22 protein-coding genes are annotated in these 22,108 nt (G+C 67.7%); 15 read left to right on the forward strand and 7 right to left on the reverse strand.

Annotated features, from left to right (window positions below):
- Positions 1 to 67 precede the first annotated feature (67 nt).
- A complete protein-coding gene (locus tag IG04_RS0106170; RefSeq protein WP_030475559.1) occupies positions 68 to 976 on the forward strand; it encodes an RluA family pseudouridine synthase in 909 nt (302 codons plus the stop codon).
- Here the strand turns inward: IG04_RS0106170 and IG04_RS0106175 are convergent.
- The gene (locus tag IG04_RS0106175) at positions 971 to 1,864 is read right to left on the reverse strand and encodes a phosphotransferase family protein (protein WP_084401977.1); all 894 of its coding nucleotides are present in this window, start codon (positions 1,862 to 1,864) and stop codon (positions 971 to 973) included. The two genes, IG04_RS0106170 and IG04_RS0106175, sit on opposite strands and share 6 nt — an antisense overlap.
- A 115-nt stretch (positions 1,865 to 1,979) precedes the next feature.
- Here IG04_RS0106175 and IG04_RS0106180 point away from each other — a divergent pair, with 115 nt between their 5' ends.
- The gene (locus tag IG04_RS0106180; RefSeq protein WP_051769017.1) at positions 1,980 to 2,999 is read left to right on the forward strand and encodes an acyltransferase family protein; all 1,020 of its coding nucleotides are present in this window, start codon (positions 1,980 to 1,982) and stop codon (positions 2,997 to 2,999) included.
- Here the strand turns inward: IG04_RS0106180 and IG04_RS0106185 are convergent.
- Together IG04_RS0106185 and IG04_RS0106190 are read right to left on the reverse strand one after the other, a co-directional pair.
- Positions 2,947 to 6,150, reverse strand: coding sequence for a GH92 family glycosyl hydrolase (locus IG04_RS0106185; RefSeq protein WP_276326652.1), 3,204 nt, complete (start codon positions 6,148 to 6,150; stop codon positions 2,947 to 2,949). The two genes, IG04_RS0106180 and IG04_RS0106185, sit on opposite strands and share 53 nt — an antisense overlap.
- A 92-nt stretch (positions 6,151 to 6,242) precedes the next feature.
- The gene (locus IG04_RS0106190) at positions 6,243 to 6,677 is read right to left on the reverse strand and encodes a hypothetical protein (RefSeq protein WP_144065598.1); all 435 of its coding nucleotides are present in this window, start codon (positions 6,675 to 6,677) and stop codon (positions 6,243 to 6,245) included.
- Positions 6,678 to 6,735: 58 nt separating this feature from the next.
- On the opposite strand from IG04_RS0106190, the gene IG04_RS0106195 reads away from it, so the two are divergent.
- From IG04_RS0106195 to IG04_RS0106210, 4 genes are all read left to right on the forward strand, one after another.
- Complete coding sequence (locus IG04_RS0106195; RefSeq protein ID WP_030475564.1) at positions 6,736 to 7,119, forward strand: VOC family protein; 384 nt, start codon at positions 6,736 to 6,738, stop codon at positions 7,117 to 7,119.
- A 118-nt stretch (positions 7,120 to 7,237) separates the two neighbouring features.
- A complete protein-coding gene (locus tag IG04_RS0106200) occupies positions 7,238 to 7,927 on the forward strand; it encodes a chitinase (protein ID WP_030475565.1) in 690 nt (229 codons plus the stop codon).
- A 162-nt stretch (positions 7,928 to 8,089) separates the two neighbouring features.
- Positions 8,090 to 9,100, forward strand: a complete 1,011-nt coding sequence (locus IG04_RS0106205) for a glycoside hydrolase family 19 protein (RefSeq protein ID WP_036014011.1) — start codon at positions 8,090 to 8,092, stop codon at positions 9,098 to 9,100.
- Between the two features lie 53 nt (positions 9,101 to 9,153).
- Positions 9,154 to 9,642: a DinB family protein gene (locus IG04_RS0106210; protein ID WP_030475567.1), complete on the forward strand. Its 489-nt coding sequence runs from the start codon at positions 9,154 to 9,156 to the stop codon at positions 9,640 to 9,642.
- Between the two features lie 3 nt (positions 9,643 to 9,645).
- On the opposite strand, the gene IG04_RS0106215 is transcribed toward IG04_RS0106210, so the two are convergent.
- On the reverse strand, positions 9,646 to 9,891 hold the full coding sequence (locus tag IG04_RS0106215) for a mycoredoxin (protein WP_030472806.1): 246 nt from the start codon (positions 9,889 to 9,891) through the stop codon (positions 9,646 to 9,648).
- A 326-nt stretch (positions 9,892 to 10,217) separates the two neighbouring features.
- On the opposite strand from IG04_RS0106215, the gene IG04_RS0106220 reads away from it, so the two are divergent.
- Both IG04_RS0106220 and IG04_RS0106225 read left to right on the forward strand, forming a co-directional pair.
- Positions 10,218 to 10,841 (forward strand): DUF4360 domain-containing protein, encoded by a 624-nt coding sequence (locus IG04_RS0106220; protein WP_030475568.1) that lies wholly within the window; start codon positions 10,218 to 10,220, stop codon positions 10,839 to 10,841.
- A 60-nt stretch (positions 10,842 to 10,901) separates the two neighbouring features.
- Entirely contained in the window at positions 10,902 to 11,543 is a 642-nt protein-coding gene (locus tag IG04_RS0106225; RefSeq protein ID WP_030475569.1) for a DUF4360 domain-containing protein, read from the forward strand.
- Positions 11,544 to 11,607: 64 nt separating this feature from the next.
- Here the strand turns inward: IG04_RS0106225 and ilvA are convergent, their stop codons facing one another.
- Entirely contained in the window at positions 11,608 to 12,843 is a 1,236-nt protein-coding gene (gene ilvA, locus IG04_RS0106230) for a threonine ammonia-lyase IlvA (RefSeq protein WP_030475570.1), read from the reverse strand.
- Positions 12,844 to 12,911: 68 nt separating this feature from the next.
- Between ilvA and IG04_RS0106235 the strand changes: the two genes are divergently transcribed.
- Positions 12,912 to 13,676 (forward strand): lytic polysaccharide monooxygenase auxiliary activity family 9 protein, encoded by a 765-nt coding sequence (locus tag IG04_RS0106235; RefSeq protein ID WP_036013898.1) that lies wholly within the window; start codon positions 12,912 to 12,914, stop codon positions 13,674 to 13,676.
- Between the two features lie 83 nt (positions 13,677 to 13,759).
- The gene (locus IG04_RS0106240) at positions 13,760 to 14,998 is read left to right on the forward strand and encodes a ThuA domain-containing protein (protein WP_030475572.1); all 1,239 of its coding nucleotides are present in this window, start codon (positions 13,760 to 13,762) and stop codon (positions 14,996 to 14,998) included.
- Here IG04_RS0106240 and IG04_RS43745 read toward each other — a convergent pair whose 3' ends face one another.
- Positions 14,999 to 15,388, reverse strand: a complete 390-nt coding sequence (locus tag IG04_RS43745; RefSeq protein WP_051769022.1) for a hypothetical protein — start codon at positions 15,386 to 15,388, stop codon at positions 14,999 to 15,001.
- Positions 15,389 to 15,530: 142 nt separating this feature from the next.
- Here IG04_RS43745 and IG04_RS0106250 point away from each other — a divergent pair, with 142 nt between their 5' ends.
- The 5 genes from IG04_RS0106250 to IG04_RS0106270 all read left to right on the forward strand — a co-directional run bounded on the left by IG04_RS0106250 (position 15,531) and on the right by IG04_RS0106270 (position 19,434).
- Positions 15,531 to 15,968 carry a helix-turn-helix domain-containing protein gene (locus IG04_RS0106250; RefSeq protein WP_030475574.1) on the forward strand — a complete coding sequence of 146 codons (438 nt, stop codon included), beginning with the start codon at positions 15,531 to 15,533 and terminating at the stop codon, positions 15,966 to 15,968.
- Positions 15,969 to 15,971: 3 nt separating this feature from the next.
- The gene (locus IG04_RS0106255) at positions 15,972 to 16,484 is read left to right on the forward strand and encodes an ImmA/IrrE family metallo-endopeptidase (protein WP_030475575.1); all 513 of its coding nucleotides are present in this window, start codon (positions 15,972 to 15,974) and stop codon (positions 16,482 to 16,484) included.
- The gene (locus IG04_RS0106260; RefSeq protein WP_030475576.1) at positions 16,485 to 17,594 is read left to right on the forward strand and encodes an MAB_1171c family putative transporter; all 1,110 of its coding nucleotides are present in this window, start codon (positions 16,485 to 16,487) and stop codon (positions 17,592 to 17,594) included.
- A gap of 176 nt (positions 17,595 to 17,770) precedes the next feature.
- Positions 17,771 to 18,838, forward strand: coding sequence for an ATP-dependent DNA ligase (locus IG04_RS0106265; RefSeq protein ID WP_144065599.1), 1,068 nt, complete (start codon positions 17,771 to 17,773; stop codon positions 18,836 to 18,838).
- Positions 18,835 to 19,434 (forward strand): YigZ family protein, encoded by a 600-nt coding sequence (locus IG04_RS0106270; RefSeq protein WP_030475578.1) that lies wholly within the window; start codon positions 18,835 to 18,837, stop codon positions 19,432 to 19,434. Before IG04_RS0106265 ends, IG04_RS0106270 begins: the two co-directional genes overlap by 4 nt.
- A gap of 65 nt (positions 19,435 to 19,499) precedes the next feature.
- On the opposite strand, the gene IG04_RS0106275 is transcribed toward IG04_RS0106270, so the two are convergent.
- Positions 19,500 to 22,073 carry a glycoside hydrolase family 3 protein gene (locus IG04_RS0106275; RefSeq protein WP_030475579.1) on the reverse strand — a complete coding sequence of 858 codons (2,574 nt, stop codon included), beginning with the start codon at positions 22,071 to 22,073 and terminating at the stop codon, positions 19,500 to 19,502.
- Positions 22,074 to 22,108 lie beyond the last annotated feature (35 nt).

Below are 22,108 nucleotides of genomic sequence, written 5' to 3' on the forward strand. Positions count from 1 at the left end.
TTCAGTACAGCGAACGTCTCCGAGCGATATCGTTCGGTTTTTCCGAACATTTAGACTGGCCGGTGCGATGAGACGCAAACCTTCCTCCCCTCTCCCCCAGCGCAACGGCCTGGACGCGGCCCGGCTGAAGCTGCCCTCCGAGGGCGCCTGGCCGTCGTTGCGCGAGCACCTCGTGGAACGCCTGCCGCGGGTGGCCGCCGAGCGCATCGACGAGATGCTGGCCGAGGAACGGATCTGGGGTGTCGCCGGCCCGCTGGGCGTCGACACGCCGTTCGTGCCGGACTCCTACATCTGGTTCCACCGCGACCTGCCGGTGGAGGTGCCGGTGCCGTTCGAGGTCGGCGTGGTCTACCAGGACGACGACATCGTGGTCGCCGACAAGCCGCACTTCCTCGCGACGATCCCGCGCGGCGCGCACATCATGCAGACCGCGCTCGTGAAACTCCGCGAGTCGCTGGGCCTGCCGGACCTCTCGCCCGCGCACCGGCTGGACCGCGTCACGGCCGGGCTGGTGCTGTTCGTGGTGCGCCGCGAGCTGCGCGGCAAGTACCAGACGATGTTCCGCGACCGGTTGGTGCGCAAGGAGTACGAGGCGATCGCGCCGTACGACCCGGCGCTGGAAGTCCCGCGCGTGGTGCGCTCCCGGATCATCAAGGAACGGGGCATCATCACCGCGTTCGAGGTCGACGGCGAGCCCAACGCCGAGACGCACGTGTCCCTTGTGGAGCGTCGCGGCGCGCTGGGCCGCTACCACCTCAAGCCGTTGACCGGCCGCACCCACCAGCTGCGCCTGCACATGTCCGGGCTCGGCGTGCCGATCGTGAACGACGACTTCTACCCGGTGTTGCGGGACCGTCCGCTCGACGACTTCTCCTCGCCGCTGCAGCTGCTCGCCCACACGCTGTCCTTCGTGGACCCGGTGTCGGGCGTCGACCGGTCGTTCACCTCGGGGTTGAAGCTGTCCGCCTGGTCATGAGACGTGCGTGCGCCGGGCCTCGATCGGCTGCGGCTCCCAGACCTGGTTCATCCGGTCGAGCAACCGCCGCGCCAGCGCGCTCATCTCCGGGTGGGTCTCGGTGAACGTCGCCACCACACGCGCCCGGAACATCAGCCGGCCGCGCGCCGTCGTGCTGTACCAGAACCAGTCCTCGCCGACGACCCTCGCGAGGTGGTCGGTGCCGTCCCGCTCGGCGCGCTGCACCAGCGCGTCGCCGTTCACGAGCCACCGCACGCACGCGTCCTCGAGCCCGGCCACGACACCGCGTTCCTCGAAGTAGGCCTGCTCCGCCGCCTCGCGCAGTTCGCGGGGCGTCTCGGAAACCGTGGCACAGGTCGGGAATCCCATGCGGAGGTAGACGACCTCGGTCAGCCCGTCACCGAGCGCCGCGCCTTCGAAGTCGACGAACCTCGCGCCCCGTGGCGAGTACATGTCGTTGCCGGGACACGGGTCACCGTGCACCAGATCGAACTTGCCGGTGTCCTCGAACGCCAGCTCGTCCTCCGCGCCGCCGATCTCCACCTCCATCGCGCGCACGAACCGCAGGAACGGAACGGGGTCCGGCACCTGCTGACGCGGCAGCAGTCCGGCGTGCTCCGGCCCGGTGGCCATGTGCAGACGGGCGAGGCCGCGCGCGTAGTCGACCACCCAGTCCTCCTCGAACGGGTCGGAGCGCAGCCGTTCGAGCACCATGGTCCGTTTCTCGTGGTCGACGTCGAGGACGCGCGGCACCACGCCGGTGTGCTCGGCGAGCCGAAGAGCCGTGACCTCCCGTTCGAACGCCGCCGGGTCGCCGACCACCTGCTTGATGATCCGGTCGCCGTCCACCCACACCCGAGACCGGTCACCGCTCTGAAGACGCTCCACAGGTCAACTATTCCACAGCCGCGGAGAATTCTGTAACAATGGCGTTTACGAGCGCGAGTCCACGATCGTGCAGAACCAGGGAACAAGACTGGAGCGATTACCGTCGCTGACCGGCATGCGATTCTTCGCCGCGTTCGTCGTGTTCGGATTCCACATCAACGCGGCCGGTCTCTGGCCGCATTTGGACGTGCCGTTCCGGCAGGGCGCCACCGGCGTCAGCTTCTTCTTCATCCTGTCCGGGTTCGTGCTCACCTGGTCCGCGAAACCGGACACCGGACCGGTCACCGTCTGGCGGCGCCGGGCAGCGAAGATCTTCCCCAACCACGTCGCGACCTGGCTCGTCGTGCTGGTCGCGGGCGCCGCGGTGACCCCGGCGGCCGCCCTCGCGAACCTCTCGCTGGCGCAGGCCTGGTTCCCCGGCGAAAGCGTCTACTTCGGCCTGAACACGCCCGCATGGTCATTGTCGTGCGAATTGGCGTTCTACCTCGCATTCCCACTTCTGATCAAGTGGCAGATGAGGCGGCCATGGGTCATCGCAGGCACGGCGGTGATCGCGATTTTGACGGTTCCGGTCATCGCACTGTCAATGCCAGGCCCGATCGAATACTGGTTCGTCTTCGTCTTCCCGCCGGTGCGCGCACTGGAGTTCATATTGGGAATGGCAATGGCCCGAGTGGTCCAACAACGGAAGTGGATCGGGCTAGGGCTCTGGCCCGCGAGTGCGTTGTTCGTGGTCGCGTACGCCGGCTCGTGGTACCTGCCGGCGTCGTTCCCGTACGTCGCGGGCACCGTCATCCCGCTGGCGCTGCTGATCCCCGCCGCCGCGGTCGCCGACCTCACCGGCAGGTGGTCGCCGTGGCGCTCGAAGTGGATGGTGTGGCTGGGCACCGTGTCGTTCGCGTTCTACATGGTCCACCAGATCGTCGTCCGGGTGAGCGAGAAGCTCCTCGACGTGCACGCGTACCCGTTGCTCTCGGCGCTCGGCATGTTCGTGGTGTCGATGCTCGGGGCGTGGCTGCTGTACCGGCTGGTCGAGGTGCCCGCGGAACGGTTCGTCCGCGGGACACCCCGACCGGCTCAGGTCACGCGAGCGTCAACGCGTACAGCTCCGCCCGCGGATCATCGGGCAGCGTGACCGAACGGACCGTCTTCGCGGCGTCGAGCCGCAACGACTGACCGAACAACCGGACCGGCGGGCCGTCGACGCCCTGGCCCGCCCTGATCCGGTGCGGCATCTCCAGCACCGCCGGGCCGCTGCCCGCCCAGTCCGCGACCGACGCCGCGACCTCGGCCGAGGTGCCGTCGGTGTACCAGACGGTGAAGGCGGCGGACACCGGTCCGTTGTGCGACGCGCCCACGACGTGCAGCCACGAGAACTGGCCGGTGGGCAGCAGGAGCCCCTGCCCGCGTGCCTCCACGAAGTTCGGCGCCGTGCCGGTGGGGTCAGGCGCCTGGTAGGTGATGCCGCCCCACGTCACGGGCCCGGCCGGCGGCAGCAGTGCCGCGTCGTAGCTCCAGCCGCCGCCGTCGAAGTTGCCCGAGGCGGAGTCGGCGACCGTGGCCGTGCCGTCGTGGTTCAGCTCTGGAGTGACGTCCACCGAACACGACGAGAACGCGCACAGAGCCGCCGGTTTGACCTCGACGACGGCCTTCACCGTCACCGACTCGACCTGCACCGAGACCTCGTACGAACCCGCGGCCACACCGGCGGGCACCGACAGCGTCAACGGCACCGTCTTCTGCGCCGGCAGGTGCCGCGACACGATCACGAACGGCTTGGCACCACTCACCTTCCAGCCGGCCGGAGCGGTGACGACGGGCCGCACGGACGTCGCGCCGGGCGACTGCGCCAGCACGTCGAGCTGCAACGTGAGCGACTGCGCGGAGTCCGACGTCGGCACCACGATCTCGGAGTTGCGCAACGACGCCGACAAGGCACGACGCGAGTCCTCGTTGCCGTCGTTCAGCGACGGCGGCTCATCTCCGCGCCCGGTGCCCCACGACGAGGGCTTCGCCGACACCTCGTGGGTCAGCTTCCCGCCGCGCTGCAACGAAGTCCAGGACAGCCAGGTCTTGCGGACGTCACTGCCGCCGAACGACACGCTCTTGATGTACCGGTTGGTGTCGGACACCCCTCGCGCCGAGACCGTCAGGGTTCCGCCCTGCGAGCCGTACTGTCCGATCCGGACGGTCGCGGACTCGAACTGCGGCGAGGACAGGGCCAGGAAGTCCGCGCCGTTGAAGGTCGGGTAGATGCCCAGCGACGAGAAGACGTACCAGGCCGACATCGTGCCCAGGTCGTCGTTGCCGGTCATGCCGTCCGGACCCGTCGTGAACAACGTCATCGCCGCCCGCACGACCGTCGCGGTCTTCGACGGCGTGCCCGACCACAGGTACATGTAGGGCGCGAGCAGGTCGGGTTCGTTGTTCGGGTTGTAGGTGGGCTTGCCGTAGTAGTCGTACGGCTCGGTGATCCAGTCGTGCCGCGCGGTGCCGGCCGGGTCGACCAGCAGCTTGTCGTAGGCGAAGAACGAGTCGAGCCGCTTCTCCGTCTCGCGGCGGCCGCCCATCAGCGACACGAGTCCGGCGGGATCCTGCGGCACCAGCCACTGGTACTGGTAGGCGCCACCCTCGTGGAACTGGTGCGACGCGTCGACCGGGTTGTACGGCGTCAGCCACGTGCCGGCGGCGGTGCGCGGCCGGAACTGGCCGATCGACGAGTCCCACAGGTTGCGGTACCACTGGCCCCGATCGGCGAACATGCGCGCGTCGGCCTTCTTGCCCAGTCCCTTGGCCATCAACGCCAGTGACGCGTCCGCCGCCGAGTACTCCAGGGTCGCGGACGCCGGGTGCACGCAGTCGTTGTCGCCGCCCTTGTGCGCGCAGTCCTTGCCCAGCTCCAGGCCGGACGGGATGTACCCGCGATCGGCGTAGTAGGTGACACCAGAGCGTCCGTTGTAGGGCGACTCCGCCGGAGGCAGCGACGTGGCGTTGGCGCGCAACAGCTTGTACGTCTCCTCCTCGTACCCCTTCAGCAGGCCCTTCGACCAGGCCTCGACGAGGAACGGCGTCACCGGGTCACCGGTCATGATGTTGGTCTCGGACGACGCCAACGCCCAGCGCGGCAACCATCCGCCGTCCCGCCCACTGGCCACGACGGACAGTGCGACGTCACGGGCGACCTTCGGTTCCAGGATCTGCAGCAACTGGTTCTGCGGCCGGTACGTGTCCCACAGCGAGAAGTTCTGGTACGGCGTGTAACCCGACGCCGTGCGCACCTTCCCGTCGAAGCCCATGTACCTGCCGTCGACATCGCCGGCGAGGTTCGGGTGCAGCACCGAGTGGTAGAGCGCGGTGTAGAACGCGACCTGCCGGTCCCGTGGCCCGCCGGACACCCGCACGGCGTCCAACTGCTTCTTCCACACGTCCTTGGCGGCCGCCACCGTGGCGTCGAAGTCGTGGGAGGGGGCCTCCGCCGCGAGGTTCTTCCGCGCGCCCTCGATGCCGGTGTACGAAAGGCCGAGCTTCAGCACGACGTCACGGTCGGCGGTCGCGTCGAACGTGACCCACGCACCGTTCCCGCCGGTGCCGGCGGCGTCCCGGACGCCCGGCGTGGGAACGCTTCCGCGCCACGCGCCGAAGGAGGCGAACGGGCGGTCGAACGTGGCCGTGAAGTACACGGTGTGCTCGTCCTTGCCCGCGCAGAACCGGCCGTTGCGCACCCGGCCCTCGATGGTTCTGTCACCGACGACGTGGATCTCCGAGTCCAGCACCGTCTGGTTCGACCGTCCGGTGTTGAACAGGACGTTCGCCGCGCCGGAGGACGGGAACGTGTAGCGCTGCCAGCCGGTCCGCTGCGTGGCCGTGAGCTCGGCGTTCACCCCGTAGCGCGGCAGCCCGACGCGGTAGTAGCCGGGCTGTGCGGCTTCGTCCGAATGGCTGAAGTCCGACTTGTAGGCGTTGATGTCAACGTTGTCAACTGACCCGACCGTCGGCATCACCGGCAGCTCGCCCATGACGCCGCAGCCCACGCCCGACAGGTGTGTCTGCGAGAAGCCGTAGATGGAGGTGGCCTTGTAGTCGTATCCGCCCTGACCCCCCGTGTCAGGGCTGACCTGCACCATTCCGAACGGCACCGAGGCGCCGGGGAAGGTGTTGCCGAAGTTCTGCGTACCCACGAAGGGGTTCACCAACGACGAAGGGTCCTCGTCGACCTGTGCCGCGTGCGCGGGGACTGCTAGACCCAGTAACAGCCCGGCTACAACCAGTGTCCGCATGGAAGGCAGTATTGCTCGATCATCGCCGCCCCGACACCCATCGGAGGCGGCGATGTGCGCATTGACCGCGCCGTCACTGCATCTTGTCTCGTTTTGTCCAGCTAGCAGCGCTTGCTGGAGAACGCGGTGAAGTTGTCGTCCTGCTGGACGCTGATCATGCCGTAGGCGGCAGTGCACTTGGACAGGGTGGAAGCCGGCTTGCCCCACAGCTCGACGGGGGCGAACTGGCTGCTGTTCCCGCCCTTGTAGGAGTCCGGCGTGCTGTCGCCGGCGCTGCCGTAGACGGCGATCGCGGTCTGCGTGCCCCAGTAACGACCGGTGGCGCGGAAGCTCTCCCAGACGTAGACGTAGGAGTAGTTCGAGCCACACCCGGCGAACTGCTTCACGGACGCGATGTTGTTGCCACGCCACTTGACGTACCCGGTCGACCCGATCTGCGCGGCACTCGCGCAACCGGGCGGCGTCTCGGCGCTGGCCACGCCGGGAAACACGAAACCGAGCAGCACGAACGCGATACCGATGATTGCCCTCTTCATGCGGGTGATCATCGTCGTTGGCGCTGACAACTCGCTGACACGCGAGTAAGCAGGAAACATGCCCGTACAGCTCAACCACACCATCGTCCACGTCAGCGACCAGAACCACTCCGCCCGCTTCCTCACCGAACTGCTCGGCCTGCCCGATCCGGTGCGCTACGGCCCGTTCCTCGTCGTCGAGGTTGCGAACGGCGTCTCGCTCGACTACCTGACCGCGCAGGGCCCGATCACCGAGCAGCACTACGCGTTCCTCGTGACCGAGGAGGAGTTCGACCAGATCTTCGGCCGCATCCAGGAACGCGGCCTCGACTACTGGGCCGACCCGTTCCACTCCCAGCCGCGGCAGATCAACCGCAACGACGGCGGCCGCGGCGTCTACTGGAACGACCCGGACGGCCACGCGCTGGAGATCATCACCCGCCCGTACGGGTCCGGCGCCTGACGAACCGGTTCACGTATCTAAAAGGTATAGACCACCTCTTGTGCTCGGAGTCCTTGCCTGCCACCGTGAGAGCGGTAACACACCGTGGGCGCGCAGATGCTCTGAGGAGTTGGTCTCCATGTTCCGAACACGCGCCGCCGCCCTGATCGTCGCGCTGATCGGCGTCTTCACGCTCGTTCAGCCGGCGACGGCAGCGCCGTTCATCATCAGTGAAGCGCAGTTCAAGCAGATGTTCCCGTCCCGCAACAGCTTCTACACCTACACCGGCCTGAGGAACGCGATCAACTCGTTCGGTTCCTTCGCGAACCAGGGCAGCGAAACGGTGAAGAGGCAGGAGCTCGCGGCGTTCCTGGCCAACGTCTCCCACGAGACCGGCGGCCTCGTGTACATCGAAGAGATCAACAAAACGGGCGACTACTGCGACGAAAGCAAGCCCTACGGCTGCCCCGCAGGTGTCAGGCAGTACTACGGCCGCGGCCCGATCCAGCTGTCGTGGAACTTCAACTACAAGGCGGCCGGCGACTACCTCGGCATCAACCTGCTGAACGACCCGGGCCGGGTGGCTCGTGACGCGACCGTCGCGTGGCGCACGGGGATCTGGTACTGGATGACGCAGAACGGTCCCGGCACCATGACCCCGCACAACGCGATGGTCAACTCGCGCGGCTTCGGCCAGACGATCCGCAGCATCAACGGATCACTGGAGTGCGGTGGCAAGAACCCCGGTGCGGTGGAGAGCCGGGTCTCCAAGTACCGCTCGTTCACCGGGATCATCGGCGTCGCACAGGGATCGAACCTCTACTGCTAGTAACGAAAAAGGTCTAGACCCTTGACTGGTCTGGACCACTGGTGCCAATCTCAGCGTTGTTCACATTCGTGATTCCTCCGGGCGCAAAGACTCCAGGAGTGGGTGACCTTGCTGAGAAAACGCATCTTGGCGTCTATCGCGGCGGGTGTGATGGCGGCGACCATGGCCGTCATCGCACCGACCGCGTCCTCACAGGCGGAAGTGTCCGCACAGGCCTGCACCTTCACGAACTGGGTGCAGGGCCAGTGGTACACGACCGGCTCGATCGTGAAGTTCGAGAACAACTACTACATCGCGGAGCACGACAACCCGGGCTACAGCCCAACGGTCTCCACCTGGTACTGGGAGCCGACGAGCTGTGACGGTGGTGGAGGTGGCGGCGGCGGCACCTGTGCCAGCGCCACGGACTGGGTGGCGGGCCGCGCGTACGTGACCGGCAACATCGTGCGGTACAACGGCTCCTACTACATCGCCGAGCACGACAACCCCGGTTACGACCCGACGGTCTCCACGTGGTTCTGGGAACCGCACAACTGCGGCGGCGGGGGTGGCGGCGGAGGCGACTTCCTCATCACCGAGGCCCAGTTCAACCAGATGTTCCCCGGCCGCAACAGCTTCTACACCTTCCAGGGCTTCGTCGACGCGACGCGCACGGTCGCCGGGTTCGCCACGACCGGCAGCGACACGGTGAAGAAGCAGGAAGTCGCGGCGTTCCTCGCGAACGCGTCGCACGAGACCGGTGGCCTCGTCTACATCGAAGAGATCAACAAGAACAACGACCTCTGCGATGAGAGCCAGCCCTACGGCTGCCCGGCCGGCACCTACGCCTACTACGGCCGCGGTCCGATCCAGCTGTCGTGGAACTTCAACTACAAGGCCGCGGGCGACTACCTGGGTCTCAACCTGCTGCAGAACCCGTACCAGGTGGCGCAGAACTCCACGACCGCGTGGCGGACGGCGATCTGGTACTGGATGACCCAGACCGGGCCAGGCACCATGACGGCGCACAACGCGATGGTCAACAGCGCGGGGTTCGGCCAGACCATCCGCAGCATCAACGGTTACCTGGAGTGCGACGGCCGCAACCCGGCGCAGGTCCAGAGCCGCGTGTCGAAGTACCAGCAGATCACCGGGATCATCGGCGTGACCCCTGGCGGCAACCTCTACTGCTAGTGGTTCGCCTCACTAGGACTCGAGCGGTCCTAGTTCGGTCATAGCTTCACTGCATGACCATGGAGCTCAACGATCTGCTGCACGAACTGAACGACCAGCGCAGGACCTTCCGCGTCACCATGCGGGGTCTCACCGCCGCCGAAGCGGTGAAGCGCACGACGGTCAGCGAGCTCACGCTGGGTGGGTTGCTCAAGCACCTCACCTGGTGTGAGCGCGGCTGGACCCACATCCTGACCGAGCAGCCCCTGCCCCCACCGGGCATGCTGGACTTCGACCAGTACACCTGGACGGGGAACGACTTCGGGGAACTGCTCGCGTCGTACGACGAGGCGGTGCGCGCGACCGATGAGGCCGTGCGCACCGCCTCGCTCGACAAGCTGGTGCCGCTGCCTTCCGCGCCCTGGGACCAGGACCCGCAGCCCATGTCGATCCGGCGGATCGTGCTGCACCTGATCCGGGAGACCGCGCAGCACGCGGGCCACGCGGACATCCTCCGCGAGACGCTCGACGGTCAGTCGACCACGGCGTCCCTGTACGAGTAGCCGCTAGGCCGCCAGCTGTTCCTTCACCTGCGCAAGCGACGGGTTGGTGAGCGCGGAGCCGTTCGGGAAGTGGACGGTGGGCACCGTGCGGTTGCCGCCGTTCACGCTCATCACGAAGTCGGCCGCTCCCGGCGTCTCCTCGATGTTGATCTCGACGTACTCGATGCCTTCGCGGTCGAGCGAGCTCTTCAGGATCCGGCAGTAGCCGCACCACGAGGTCGAGTAGACGGTCAGCTGGTCGGGAGCCATCAGGCGCACTCCTCATCGGGTTCGGACGAAGTCGTCAGTATCAACGCCGGACGAGGGGCGCTTCTTCCCGGGCCGGGGAGATGCGCCCCTCACTCGTCCGGAGCAGCCGGTGGCGATCGTCAGACAATCGTCAGGTCAATTCGGCACACCGTGGGTGAACATAGTTCGCGCACGGCCGAAGATTTCGCCCGTGCAATTGGTCGTGCATTCGTAAATTCCCGCCAGGCGAATGTAGTCACCCATTCGGCGGCCCGTCACCACACAGGGTTTCCGATATCGTCTAAATTCCGCCGCCGCTACCGCAGTCATGTTCAGAAAGGTTTGCCATGCTGAAAACGGTGGCGGCTGCTGCCCTCGCGCTGTCCGCGGTCCTGACCGCGCCGGCCGCCCACGCAGCCTCCGATGTTCCTGATTTCGTGACGATCGACGTCGTCACCGTGAACGGCTCCGGCTGTCCCGCCGGCACCGCGGCCGTGGCCGCCGGGGACGACCGCACGGCGTTCACGGTGACATACAGCCAGTACCTCGCCCAGGCCGGGCAGGGCTCAGGCCCCACCGACTTCCGCAAGAACTGCCAGCTCAACATCAGAGTGAGCTACCCGCAGGGCTTCACGTTCGGCATCGCCCAGGCGGACTACCGGGGATTCGCGAACCTGCAGCAGGGCGCAACGGGCACCGAGAAGGGGAACTACTACTTCCAGGGCATGTCGCAGGGTACGAGCCGCACCCACACGTTCGCCGGCCCGAAGAGCGACAACTGGCAGGCCACCGACCGCGCGACCGTCGCGGAAATCATCTACGCCCCGTGCGGGGAAGTCCGGCACCTGAACATCAACACCGAACTGCGCGTGAACGCGGGAACCGCGTCGAAGGCGAACAGCTTCATGACGATGGATTCCACCGACAGCAGCGTGAGCACGAAGTACCAGTTCTCCTGGAAGCGCTGCTGACGCAGGCACCGACTGCCGCCGCCCGTTCGTTTTGTTGAACTCCAGACGGAAAGGTGCCCCATGCTCAACACACTGGCCGCGGCCGCGCTCGCGATGTCGACGATCATCATTCCGCCCGGCGGCGCCCCCGGCGACACCCCGCCGCCGGACCACATCACCATCGACGTCGTGACCATCAACGGCTCTGGCTGCCGGGCGGGAACGGCCGCCGTCGCCGTCAGCCCGGACAACAAGGCGTTCACCGTCACCTACAGCGAGTTCATGGCGCAGGTCGGGCCCCAGGCCCTCCCCACCGACTTCCGCAAGAACTGCCAGCTGAACCTGCGCGTCAACGTGCCGTCCGGCTTCACCTACGGCATCGCGTCCACCGACTACCGCGGCTTCGCACACCTCGAACGCGGCGCCACGGCCCTGGAGAAGGCCAACTACTACTTCCAGGGCATGTCGCAGACGGCTTACAAGCAGCACAACTACAGCGGCCCGTTCAGCGACGACTGGCAGGCGACGGACACGACCGACGTGGCCGCGATCGTCTACCACCCGTGCGGCGAGAAGCGGAACTTCAACATCAACACGGAGCTACGGGTCATGGCGGGCACGTCCGACAAGAAGCTCACCAGCTTCATCACGATGGACTCGACCGACGGATCCATCGAGACGACCTACCACTTCGCCTGGAAGGTCTGTCCGCCCAAGCCGTAACCGTCACATCAGGCCAAACAACCAGTGCCGGGCATTCCGCGAACGGGGTGCCCGGCACGCCTGATCAGATCAGGAAGCGGTACGCCGTCGACCCCGGCTCCACGTGCTGGATCTTGAGCGGGGACTCCTTCATCCGCCCCCACAGCAGGTCGTAGTCCTCGCGCCGCCCCAGCTCGATGCACACCAGCGCGGCCCCGGTCTCCCGGTTGTCCCGCTTCATGTACTCGAACTGCACGATGTCGTCGTCCTTGCCCAGCACGTCGTCGAGGAACCGCCGCAGCGCACCGGGCTCCTGCGGGAACTCGACCAGGAACCAGTGCTTCAGGCCGCGGTGGATCATCGAACGCTCGACGATCTCGGCGTAACGCGACACGTCGTTGTTGCCGCCCGACAGCAGGCACACGACCGTCGAGTCCGGCGCGACGGAGATCTCCTCCAGCAGCGCGGCCGAAGCCAGGGCACCCGCGGGCTCGGCGATGATGCCGTCGATCTGGTACAGCTCCAGCATCTCGGTGCAGACCGCGCCCTCGGACACCGTGAGCAGCTCCGCGCCGCTGTCGCGCACCATCGGGAACGTCACGTCGCCGGCGCGGCGGACCGCGGCGCCGTCGACGAACGAGTCGACCTCGGGCAGCGTCACCGGGCCGCCCGCCTGGATGGCGGCGATCATGCTCGCGGCACCGGCGGGCTCGACGCCGATGATGCGGGTGCGCGGGAAACGTTCCTTGAACCACGTGCCGACGCCGGAGAGCAGGCCGCCGCCGCCGATGGGCACCACGACCACGTCGGGGGCGCCGCCGAGCTGCTGGACGATCTCCAGGCCGACGGTGCCCTGGCCCGCGACCGTGCGGGGGTCGTCGAAGGCCGGGACCAGGGTCGCGCCCGTGTGCTGCGCGTACTCCTTGGCCAGCGCGGCCGCGTCGTCGTAGGTGTCGCCGTCCACGACCAGCTGCACCATGCCCTGGCCGAGGGCCTGGATGCGGTCGCGTTTCTGGCGCGGGGTGGTCCGCGGGACGTGCACGCGGCCCTCGATGCCCAGGCGGCGGCAGGCGTAGGCCATGCCCTGGCCGTGGTTGCCGGCCGACGCGCAGACCGCGCCACCGAACGCGAACTCGGTCTGGCACAGCAGGTTGAACGCGCCGCGCAGCTTGTACGAGCGGCCTACCTGGAGGTCCTCGCGCTTGAACCACACGCGGGCGCCGGTCTTCTCGGACAACCGCTGGTTGACCTCCAGCGGCGTCGTGCGTGCGACACCACCGAGCCGGGCTGCGGCCGCGGACACCTCATCAGCGAAGGACATGTCAATACATCTTCCGTGAACGACTTGGGTCTGGCACGCGTACCCCTAGAAGGACAGGGGAGGTACCTGTGTTTCGCCTTTTGGGCGTGCTGTCACTGCTCATGATGCTCTCTGTGGTTCCCGCGCACGCCCATGGCGCGCCGACCGACCCCGCGAGCAGGGCTTTCCTGTGTTCGCCAGGTCAGCCCACAGCATCATCCCCGCCCTGCCGCAGCGCCATCGCGGCGGGGCTGCCGTCCAAGGAGTGGGACAACATCCGGCTCCCGAACGTGCGCGGCCAGGACGCGCAGAAGGTGCCGGACGGCAGGCTGTGCAGCGCCGGGCTGGCGAGGTACGGCGGGCTGGACCTGCCGTCCGCCGGCTGGCCGGCGACGAAGCTGAAGAGCACGGACTTCACGTACAAGGCCACGATCCCCCACCAGGGCTCGTTCCGGTTCTACGTGACGCGCGACGGCTACACGCCGAACCAGCCCCTGCGGTGGGCGGACCTCGACCAGTTCCTGAACGTGCCCTCTCCCCCGCTCGTCAACGGCTCCTACGAGTTCCAGGTGCAGCTGCCGAAGGACCGCACCGGACGCCACCTGATCTACACGGTCTGGCAGAACACGGACACACCCGACACCTATCACTCGTGCACGGACGTGGAGATCGCGGCACCGCCGGCCAAGCCGTCCGCGCGGACGTCGAGCGTCCCGCGACCCGTCCCCGTTGCGTCGAGTGCCGAACAACCTCCTTCCGGCGCAACGAGGTTCGGCATGTCGGCGGTGGTGGCCGCACTGGGCGGTCTCGCCGTGCTCGGCGGGTTCCTGTTGTGGCGCAAACGAATTCTGTGAACGTACCGGTCCCCAACAGGTCCAGGCCTTCCTTACGATGATCTTCGGGCGCGCAACCCCGCTACCCGAAGGTGTGTACCCGAATGGCTCGAAAACTGTTGGCGTTGCTGGCAATGCTCGCCGCCACCCTCGTCCCGGTCTCCCTCTCGGCGACGAGCTCGGCACAGGCGGCACCGTTCAAAGTCCTCGCTTTCCACAACGGGACCTGGGACCCGGCGCACATCGCCTTCGTCAACGAGGCGAACCCCTGGCTCACCCGAGCGGGCCAGGAGAACGGCTTCACCTACGAGTCGACCCGTGACTGGAACCGGCTGAGCACCCTCACCCCGGCCCAGGCGCAGGTCGTGATCTTCCTCGACGACGCGCCCACCGGTGCCGCGGCACGCACGGGCTTCCAGCGCTACATAGAGGCAGGCGGCGGGTTCTTCGGCTTCCACGTCAGCGCGTTCACCCAGAACGCGAACGAGTGGCCGTGGTACCACAACACGTTCCTGGCCAAGGGCAACTTCGTCAGCAACACGTGGGGCCCGACCACCGCGGTGCTGAAGGTCGAGACCCGCACGCACCCCTCGACGCTGCGCCTGCCGGAGAAGTTCACGTCGGCGGTCAGCGAGTGGTACAGCTGGGACCGTGACCTGCGGCAGAACCCGAACGTCCAGATCCTGGCGAGCGTCGACCCGTCGAGCTTCCCGCTCGGCACCGACCCGGACCAGACGTGGCGCAGCGGTTACTACCCGATCATGTGGACCAACAAGAGCTACAAGATGATCTACGCGAACTTCGGCCACAACGCCATGGACTACGCGGCGAACCGGCCGCTGTCGTCCACGTTCGCGAGCGCCACCCAGAACAACTTCCTCGTCGACAGCCTGCTGTGGCTGGGCGGCGGCGGCACCCCGCCGCAGGGTGAGTGGAAGACGGTCGTCAACCGCGGCAACGGCAAGTGCGTCGACGCCGCGGCCGCGGGCCTGAACAACGGCACCGTCATCCAGCAGTACGCCTGCAACGGCACCACGGCGCAGAACTTCCGCGCGGTGGCGACGACCGACGGCTACTCCCGCGTCGAGTACCGCAACGACTCGGCCAAGGTGCTGGACGTGAGCAACGTGTCCACCGCCGACAACGCCGGGATCCACCTCTGGACCTACGGTGGCGGCACCAACCAGCAGTGGCGGGTGACCACGGGCGCGGACGGCTACTCGACGATCACGGCCCGGCACTCGAACAAGTGCCTGTCGGCGCCGGCCAGTTCCGCCGACGGCGTCCAGCTGGTCCAGGCGACCTGCACCGGGTCGGCGGCGCAGAGCTTCAAGATCGGCTGATCAGGAGGACCGTGAGTGGTTCTGGTCGTCGCGGCGGCCGGAACCACTCACGACCACCCGTTTCCCCGGCATCGGGCCGGCCGGGTGCGCCGCCCCGAGGAACCCGTACATGTCGTTGAGCTGGTGCAGGGCCTGCACCGCGTCCCGCCACACCGGGCAGGGCCACGCGCGGTGCCGCCCGTACCAGGCGCGGCACGACTTGCACCGGTTCCGCTCGTTCGGCTCGTGCATCCGCAGCAGCCCCCGCCACCAGGGCAGGGCGTCGCGAAGCTGCTCGCGCAGTTCGAAGACCTCGTGAGGCGCGTCGGTCCGGGCGAGCTGGTCCATGGTCTTGTAGACGACGTCGATCACCGAGCGGTGGAACGACCCCTGTCGTTCAGCAAGCGCCATCTCCCAGATCCTCCGAAGTTGAGACAGGCACGGCCGGAGTCTATGTTGGCCAATGGAGGGCTTTCAACTGGTGAAAATCCACTCACCCAGATAGCCCTTTCCATGGGTGGAGACGTTCACTGCGCGCGACGGGGAGGCGGCAATGGCGGGGGAACGGTCCCTGGCTGACAAGCTCAACCACCTCTTCGCCCGGCATACCGCCAGGTCCGGCCAGGAGTACAGCAACGAGCAGGTCGCGGCGGCCATCGCCGACACCGGCGTGACCATCTCCCAGAGCTACATCTGGCAGCTGCGCAAGGCCAAGAAGGACAACCCGACGTTCAAGCATCTGCAGGCACTGGCAGGCTTCTTCGGTGTGCCCGTGAGCTACTTCTTCGACGACGAGGTCACCGACCGGGTCGACGAGCAGCTGAAGTCGTTGCAGGACGAGCAGAGCAGGCTCAACGAGATCGCTTCGGGCAGCGACGCGCAGCTCATGGCGATGCGCGCGGGGGAACTGTCTCCGGACCGCCGCCGCCTGGTCATGGAGCTGCTCGACGTGGTCTACCGACAGGAACAGGCCGAGCGCGGCGAAGGATGACTCGTGGCCGAACGAGATTTGCGCAAGCGGTGCCGCCGCCTGCTGAACGAGCTGGACATCCAGCCGCCACTCGACGTCGAGGAACTCTGCCGCCGTGTCGGTGACCAGCGCGGCAAGCCGATCCGGCTGATCGCGCACCCGATCCCGGTGCCCGGCCCGTACGGCGTGTGGATCGCCACCTCCAAGGCCGACTACATCCTGTACCAGCAGGAGACGTCGAAGGCGCACCAGAACCACATCATCCTGCACGAGCTCGGCCACCTGCTGGCCGGTCACACGAGCGACGAGCAGGACGACGACCTGCTCGCGGGCCTCTACCCCGACCTCGAACCGGACGCCGTGCGGCGGGCGTTGCGGCGCACCTCCTACGACTCCGACCACGAGCGCGAGGCCGAGACGGTCGCGACGATCATCCTCGAGTGGGCGTCGGTGCTGGACAAGGTGGCGCCGCGGGCGTCGGAGGGTCCGGCGCGCCGCATGTCGGAGTCGCTCGCGGACCGCCTGGGGTGGTTGTAGGTGGAGTACCTCAAGGAGACGCAGGGCATCGTCGCGTTCTCGGCGCTGGCCGTGGTGCTCTACCTGCTGGCACGCAGGCCTTCCGACCCGCGTCTGCGCAGCGTCACCGTCCTGGTGGCCGGCTGGGCGATCGGCTACCCGTTCGGACGCGCGGCGGCCGGCGGACGGTGGTTCCTCGGGCTCGACCCGATGGTCTGCCAGCTGATCCAGCACTCGATGCTGCAGATCGGCGTGTACGGCCTGATCTGCTTCTTCATCTTCTCCGCGCTCGACGACGCCGGTGCGCGGCGGCAGGCGCTGCTCCAGCTCGCGCCGCTCGTGCTGTGCGTCAACGCCATGACGTGGGCGGTGCTCGCGATCCCGGACGACCTGCGGGTGGCGGCGGCACGCGTGCCGAACTCGCTGGGCGGCGGCCCGACCGGCGTCCTCGCGATCACGGTGTTCTACGCGCTGGCCAACGGTTATCTGCTCTACGGCTTCGCGACGATGTTCGTGTGGGCCCGCCGGTACGCCCGCGGCGCCGAGCCCCGGTTGCGCCGCGGCCTGCTGATCACCTCGACCGGGCTCGCGCTGCTGGTGCCCGCCGACGCGATCTTCGTGTCCTCCAACGTCTCGCGCTACTTCGGCGAGCCGCTCCCCCGCTGGCTGCTGACCACCGCCGTGTGGTTCCTGCTGCCGGGCGTGCTCCTGTGCGTCGTCGGCGTGATCTACCCGATCGCGGCGATGCGGTTCGCGGCGACGAGGTTGTGGCTGCGGCACCTGCGCGCGTACCACCGGCTCGCTCCACTGTGGACGTTGCTGCACCAGTCGTTCCCCGAGGACGCCCTGCACCGCGTGCCGTCCAGGCGCGACGCGTTCTCGCTGAGGGGCGTGCATCGGCGCTACTACCGGCGCGTGATCGAGTGCCGGGACGGGCTGGTGCGGATCAGCCCGTACGTCGCGGAGACCCCCGGCGAGCTGCCGTTGTCCGAACGGCTGCGGGCGGGGCTGGAGACGCGCAGGGCGGGGGCCGTGACGATGAGGCGGCCGATCGCGCTCGCGATCCCCGAGGACGACGGCATCGACGCCGACGTGCGAGAACTCGAAAAGCTCGCGGTGGCTCTCCGCTGAGCTAGGCCGTGTCGGGTCAATCCGTCCGCGATAGCCGCGCCTGAGGGGATTTGTGACGGCACCGCCGCAACTCCCGAATACGCCCGGTATGAGGGAGCAGCGGCGGCACCGTCACAAATCCGCTCAGACGTGACTCTCATCGGACGGATTGACCCGACACGGCCTATGGTCCCCATGTGGACCTGCCCGTGATGCCGCCGGTGAAGCCGATGCTCGCGAAGTCCGTCCCTTCGCTGCCACGCGGGGACGGGCTCGCGTACGAGCCCAAGTGGGACGGCTTCCGCTGCATCGTGTTCCGCGACGGCGACGAGGTGGAGCTGGGGTCGCGCAACGACAAGCCGCTGACCCGGTACTTCCCCGAGGTCGTCGAGCTGCTTCGGCAGGCCCTGCCGCCGCGGTGCGTGGTGGACGGCGAGATCATCCTGGTCACGCCCGATGGCCTGAGCTTCGACACCCTCCAGTTGCGACTGCACCCGGCGGCGTCGCGGGTCCGCAAGCTCTCGGTCGAGACGCCGGCGAGCTTCGTCGCGTTCGACCTGCTGGCCTGCGGTGACTCGGACGTCACCGGGCTCTCCCTGGCCGAGCGCAGGAAGATGCTGGAGGAGGTCGTCACCGAGGTCCCCGGCGTCTACCTGACACCGTCCACAGCGGACCCCGACGTGGCGCAGGACTGGTTCACGCGGTTCGAGGGCGCGGGCTTCGACGGCGTGATGGTCAAAGCCCTGGACGGCGTCTACGAGCCGGACAAGCGCGTGATGTTCAAGGTCAAGCACGAACGCACGGCCGACTGCGTGGTCGCGGGCTACCGGTGGCACAAGGACGGCGAGACGGTCGGGTCGCTGGTGCTCGGGCTCTACCAGGACGGCGAACTGCACAACGTCGGCGTGGCCAGCAGCTTCACCGCGGCAAGGCGGCACGAACTGGTCGAGGAACTGAAGCCGTTGCTGAACCCGGCCGACCATCCGTGGAGTGCGTGGGCGACGTACGAGGGTCCTGGCATGAACAGCCGGTGGAACCCCGAGAAGCAGCTTCAGGTCGTGCTGCTCGAACCGACGCGTGTGGCCGAGGTGCGGTACGAGCACGTGCAGGGTGGACGGTTCCGGCACACAGCTCGTCTGGTGCGGTTCCGCGCGGACAAGACGCCTTTGGAGTGCACGTACGAACAGCTCGAGGAGGTACCGCCCGCCGAGCTGGACGCCCTGTTCGGTGAGGCCGAACAGCGCAGGCGCACAATCGAGCAGTGAAGGTGATCAAGCGGGACGGCACGCACGAGATCGAGATCCAGCGGTCGCGGTTCCTGTGCCACGTCGCCCGCGTCACCTCCGACCAGGCCGCGTCGGAGTTCTTCGCTCGCGTTCGCAAGGAGCACTGGCAGGCCACGCACAACTGCACGGCGTTCCGGACTCGCGATACCCAGCGCTCGTCCGACGACGGCGAACCCGCTGGTACGGCCGGTGTGCCGATGCTGGAGGTGCTGACGCGCCGGGATCTGGTCGACACGGCCGTGGTCGTCACCCGCTACTACGGCGGCATCAAGCTCGGCGCCGGTGGCCTGGTCCGGGCGTACGGACGGGCCGTGTCGGAGGCCATCGACGCGCTCGGCATCCTCACCCGCGAACGGCACGAGAGCGTGCTTCTGGCCGTGGACCACGATCAGGCGGGGAAGCTGGAGAACGCGCTGCGCGCGGCCGGGTACAACGTCGCGGACACCGAGTACGGCCATGACGTCACCTTCACCGTGCTCACGAAGGACCCGGAGGCGTTCGAGGTCTGGCTCGCCGCGCAGACCGGCGGTTCCGTGACCGCGATCAGGGGCGAGCCGGTGGACCTCGACACCTGATAGGAACGCGCCCCCGCCTGCTTGTCGGCGGGGGCGCGTTCGTTCATCGCTTCACGTGCAGGTGGTTACGTGCAGGGAAGGGCGTCCGGATCAGCGCCCGCCTTGGGCACCCACCGGATGTTCGCGAACGAGGCCTGGAACGCGCCGTCGGTGTAGACGAGGAACGGCGTGTTGACGGTCTCCAGGTCCAGTCCCTTGTCGGAGAAGCAGGAGACCGGGATCTTGACGGTCGACTTCTGTCCGATCGGGAGGTTGCGGAACGCCTGCGTGGCATCGATCTCCGCCATGCACGGGTACTGGCAGTGCGAGCTGATGACCGTGCGGTTGGCCGGGGCCTGGTGCACGATCACGTCGAACTGGATGGCCGCGTTGGCGTTGCCGTAGCCGCGGAGGTCGCTGACCGCCGGGCTCTGCAGGTACACCTGGCCGGGGCCGGTGCCGGTCCACGTCGTCTTGAGCGCGTCCTGCTGGACGTTGACGTCGGACTGCACCACGTTGAGCTCGGCATGCGAGGCCTGGCCGTCGGGGCCGACCACGGTGCCGCCCCAGTTCTCCGCCGAACCGATCATCGACTGGTACGGCGCGATGTCCGTGCGGTTGAAGATCTCCAGGTCCTCGGTCGCGGTGCCACCGCCACCACCGGAGCACAGGGCGCCGGGGCTGGTCTCGTCGAGCGTGCCGACGCGGCCGGTCTCCCAGTCGCGCAGGCCGTAGCCGAGCTTGAACAGCGGCTTCTTGGCGGGCTCACCGGGCAGCGCCGGGCAGGCCTCGCCGGGCCAGGAGTAGGACAGCTTGCCGCTGAACCCGTTGTGCCGGCCCTTGATCAGCAGGTCGGCGATGCCGCCACCCTCGGAGCCCGGCAGCCAGGCGGCCACGAACGCGTCGGAGCGGTTGATCTCCTTGTTCATGTACAGCGCGCGGCCACCGACGTAGACGGTGATGACCGGCTTGCCCTTGCCGGAGACCTTGTCCAGCACGGCGATGTCCTGCGGCTGCAGGCGAGCGGCCTCGAACGAGCGCTTGCCGAGGTCGCCCACGCCCTCCGCGTACGGGGTCTCCCCGATCACGGCGATGACGGCGTCGAACTGCGCCGGGTCGACGCCGTCGGCGGTCTCGGCGAACGTGACGTTCGTGGCGCCCAGGGTGTCCTGGATGCCCTTGAGGATGCTGGTGGCGTTGGGGAAGTCGGCGTTGGTGTTGCCGGTGCCCTGCCAGGACAGCGTCCAGCCACCGGTCTGGTTGCCGATGTTGTCGGCGCTCTTGCCGACCACGAGGACCTTGCTGCGCTTGGACAACGGCAGCACGCGCTTGTCGTTCTTCAGCAGCACGGCGGAATCGCGCACGGCCTCGCGAGCGAGTTCCTTGTGCTGCAACGCCTTCGACTCACCCGCGTGCTCACGCAGCGAGGGCTTCTCGGCCTCGAAGACACCGGCGCGCAGCTTGACGCGCAGGATGCGGGTCACCGCGTCGTCGATGCGGGCCATCGGGATCTCACCGGCCTCGACCTGGGCGATCGTGTTGGTGATGAGCGCCTTCCAGTCGTGCGGGACCATGAGGATGTCCAGGCCGGCGTTGATCGCCGCCGCACAACTGGAGTTCGTGCAGCCCGGCACCTGGCCGTGGCCGTTCCAGTCGCCGACGAGCAGGCCGTCGAAGCCCATCTTGTCCTTGAGGATGCCGGTCTGCACGTACTTGGAGCCGTGCACCTTGCCCTCGTTGATGACGTCGTTCGTCCAGCTGTTGAACGAGATCATCACCGACTGGGCACCCGCGGCGAGAGCACCGTAGTAGCCCTGGCCGTGGATGTTGATCATGTCCTTCTCGGACGAGGCGTTGACGCCCTGGTCCTTGCCGCCGGTCGTGCCGCCGTCACCGATGAAGTGCTTGGCCGTGGCGATGACACCATCCTCGCCGATGCGCTTCTTCGCGTTGTCCTGCAGGCCCTTGACGGCCTCGTAGCCGTAGGCGCGCGTGATCCGCGGGTCCTCGGAGAAGCCCTCGTACGTGCGGCCCCACCGGTCGTCCTGCACGACCGCGAGCGTGGGCGCAAACGCCCAGTCCTGGCCGGTCGCGCGAATCTGCTCGGCCGTGGCCTCGTTGATGTCGCGGATGAGGCACGGGTCCTGCGTCGCGCCGAGACCGATGTTGTGCGGGAAAACCGTCGCGCCGTAGACGTTGTTGTTGCCGTGCACCGCGTCGATGCCCCAGATGACGGGGATCTTGGTGCGCGACTGCTTCGAGGCCTCGAAGTAGGTGTCGGCGAGCGCGAGCCACTCCTGCGGCGTCGCGTTCTTCTTGGCGCCGGGCCAGCTACCGCCACCGTTGAGGACCGAGCCGAACCCGTAGGTGGTGACGTCCGCGGCCGTGATCGCGGCGATCTCGGGCTGCGTCATCTGGCCGACCTTCTCGGCCAGCGTCATGTCCTTGAGGATCGCCTTGATGCGCGCCTCGTCCTTGCGGTCGCCCTTGAGCTGGCTCTCGACCTTCGGCCAGTCCTTGAGCTCGGGCAGGGACCTCTCGATGCGGGCACAGCCGTGCTCAGTCCTGGGCTGGCCGATGACCGGCTGCTTCGGCGGCCAGTGCTGCGCGTCCTGCGCGACCGCCGCCGATGTCGTGCCGGCGACGAGCGTCAGCCCCAGCACTGCGGCGAGAGTGCTTCTCCAATGCATGCCGC

Source organism: Lentzea albidocapillata (assembly GCF_000719115.1).
Lineage (GTDB): Bacteria > Actinomycetota > Actinomycetes > Mycobacteriales > Pseudonocardiaceae > Lentzea > Lentzea albidocapillata.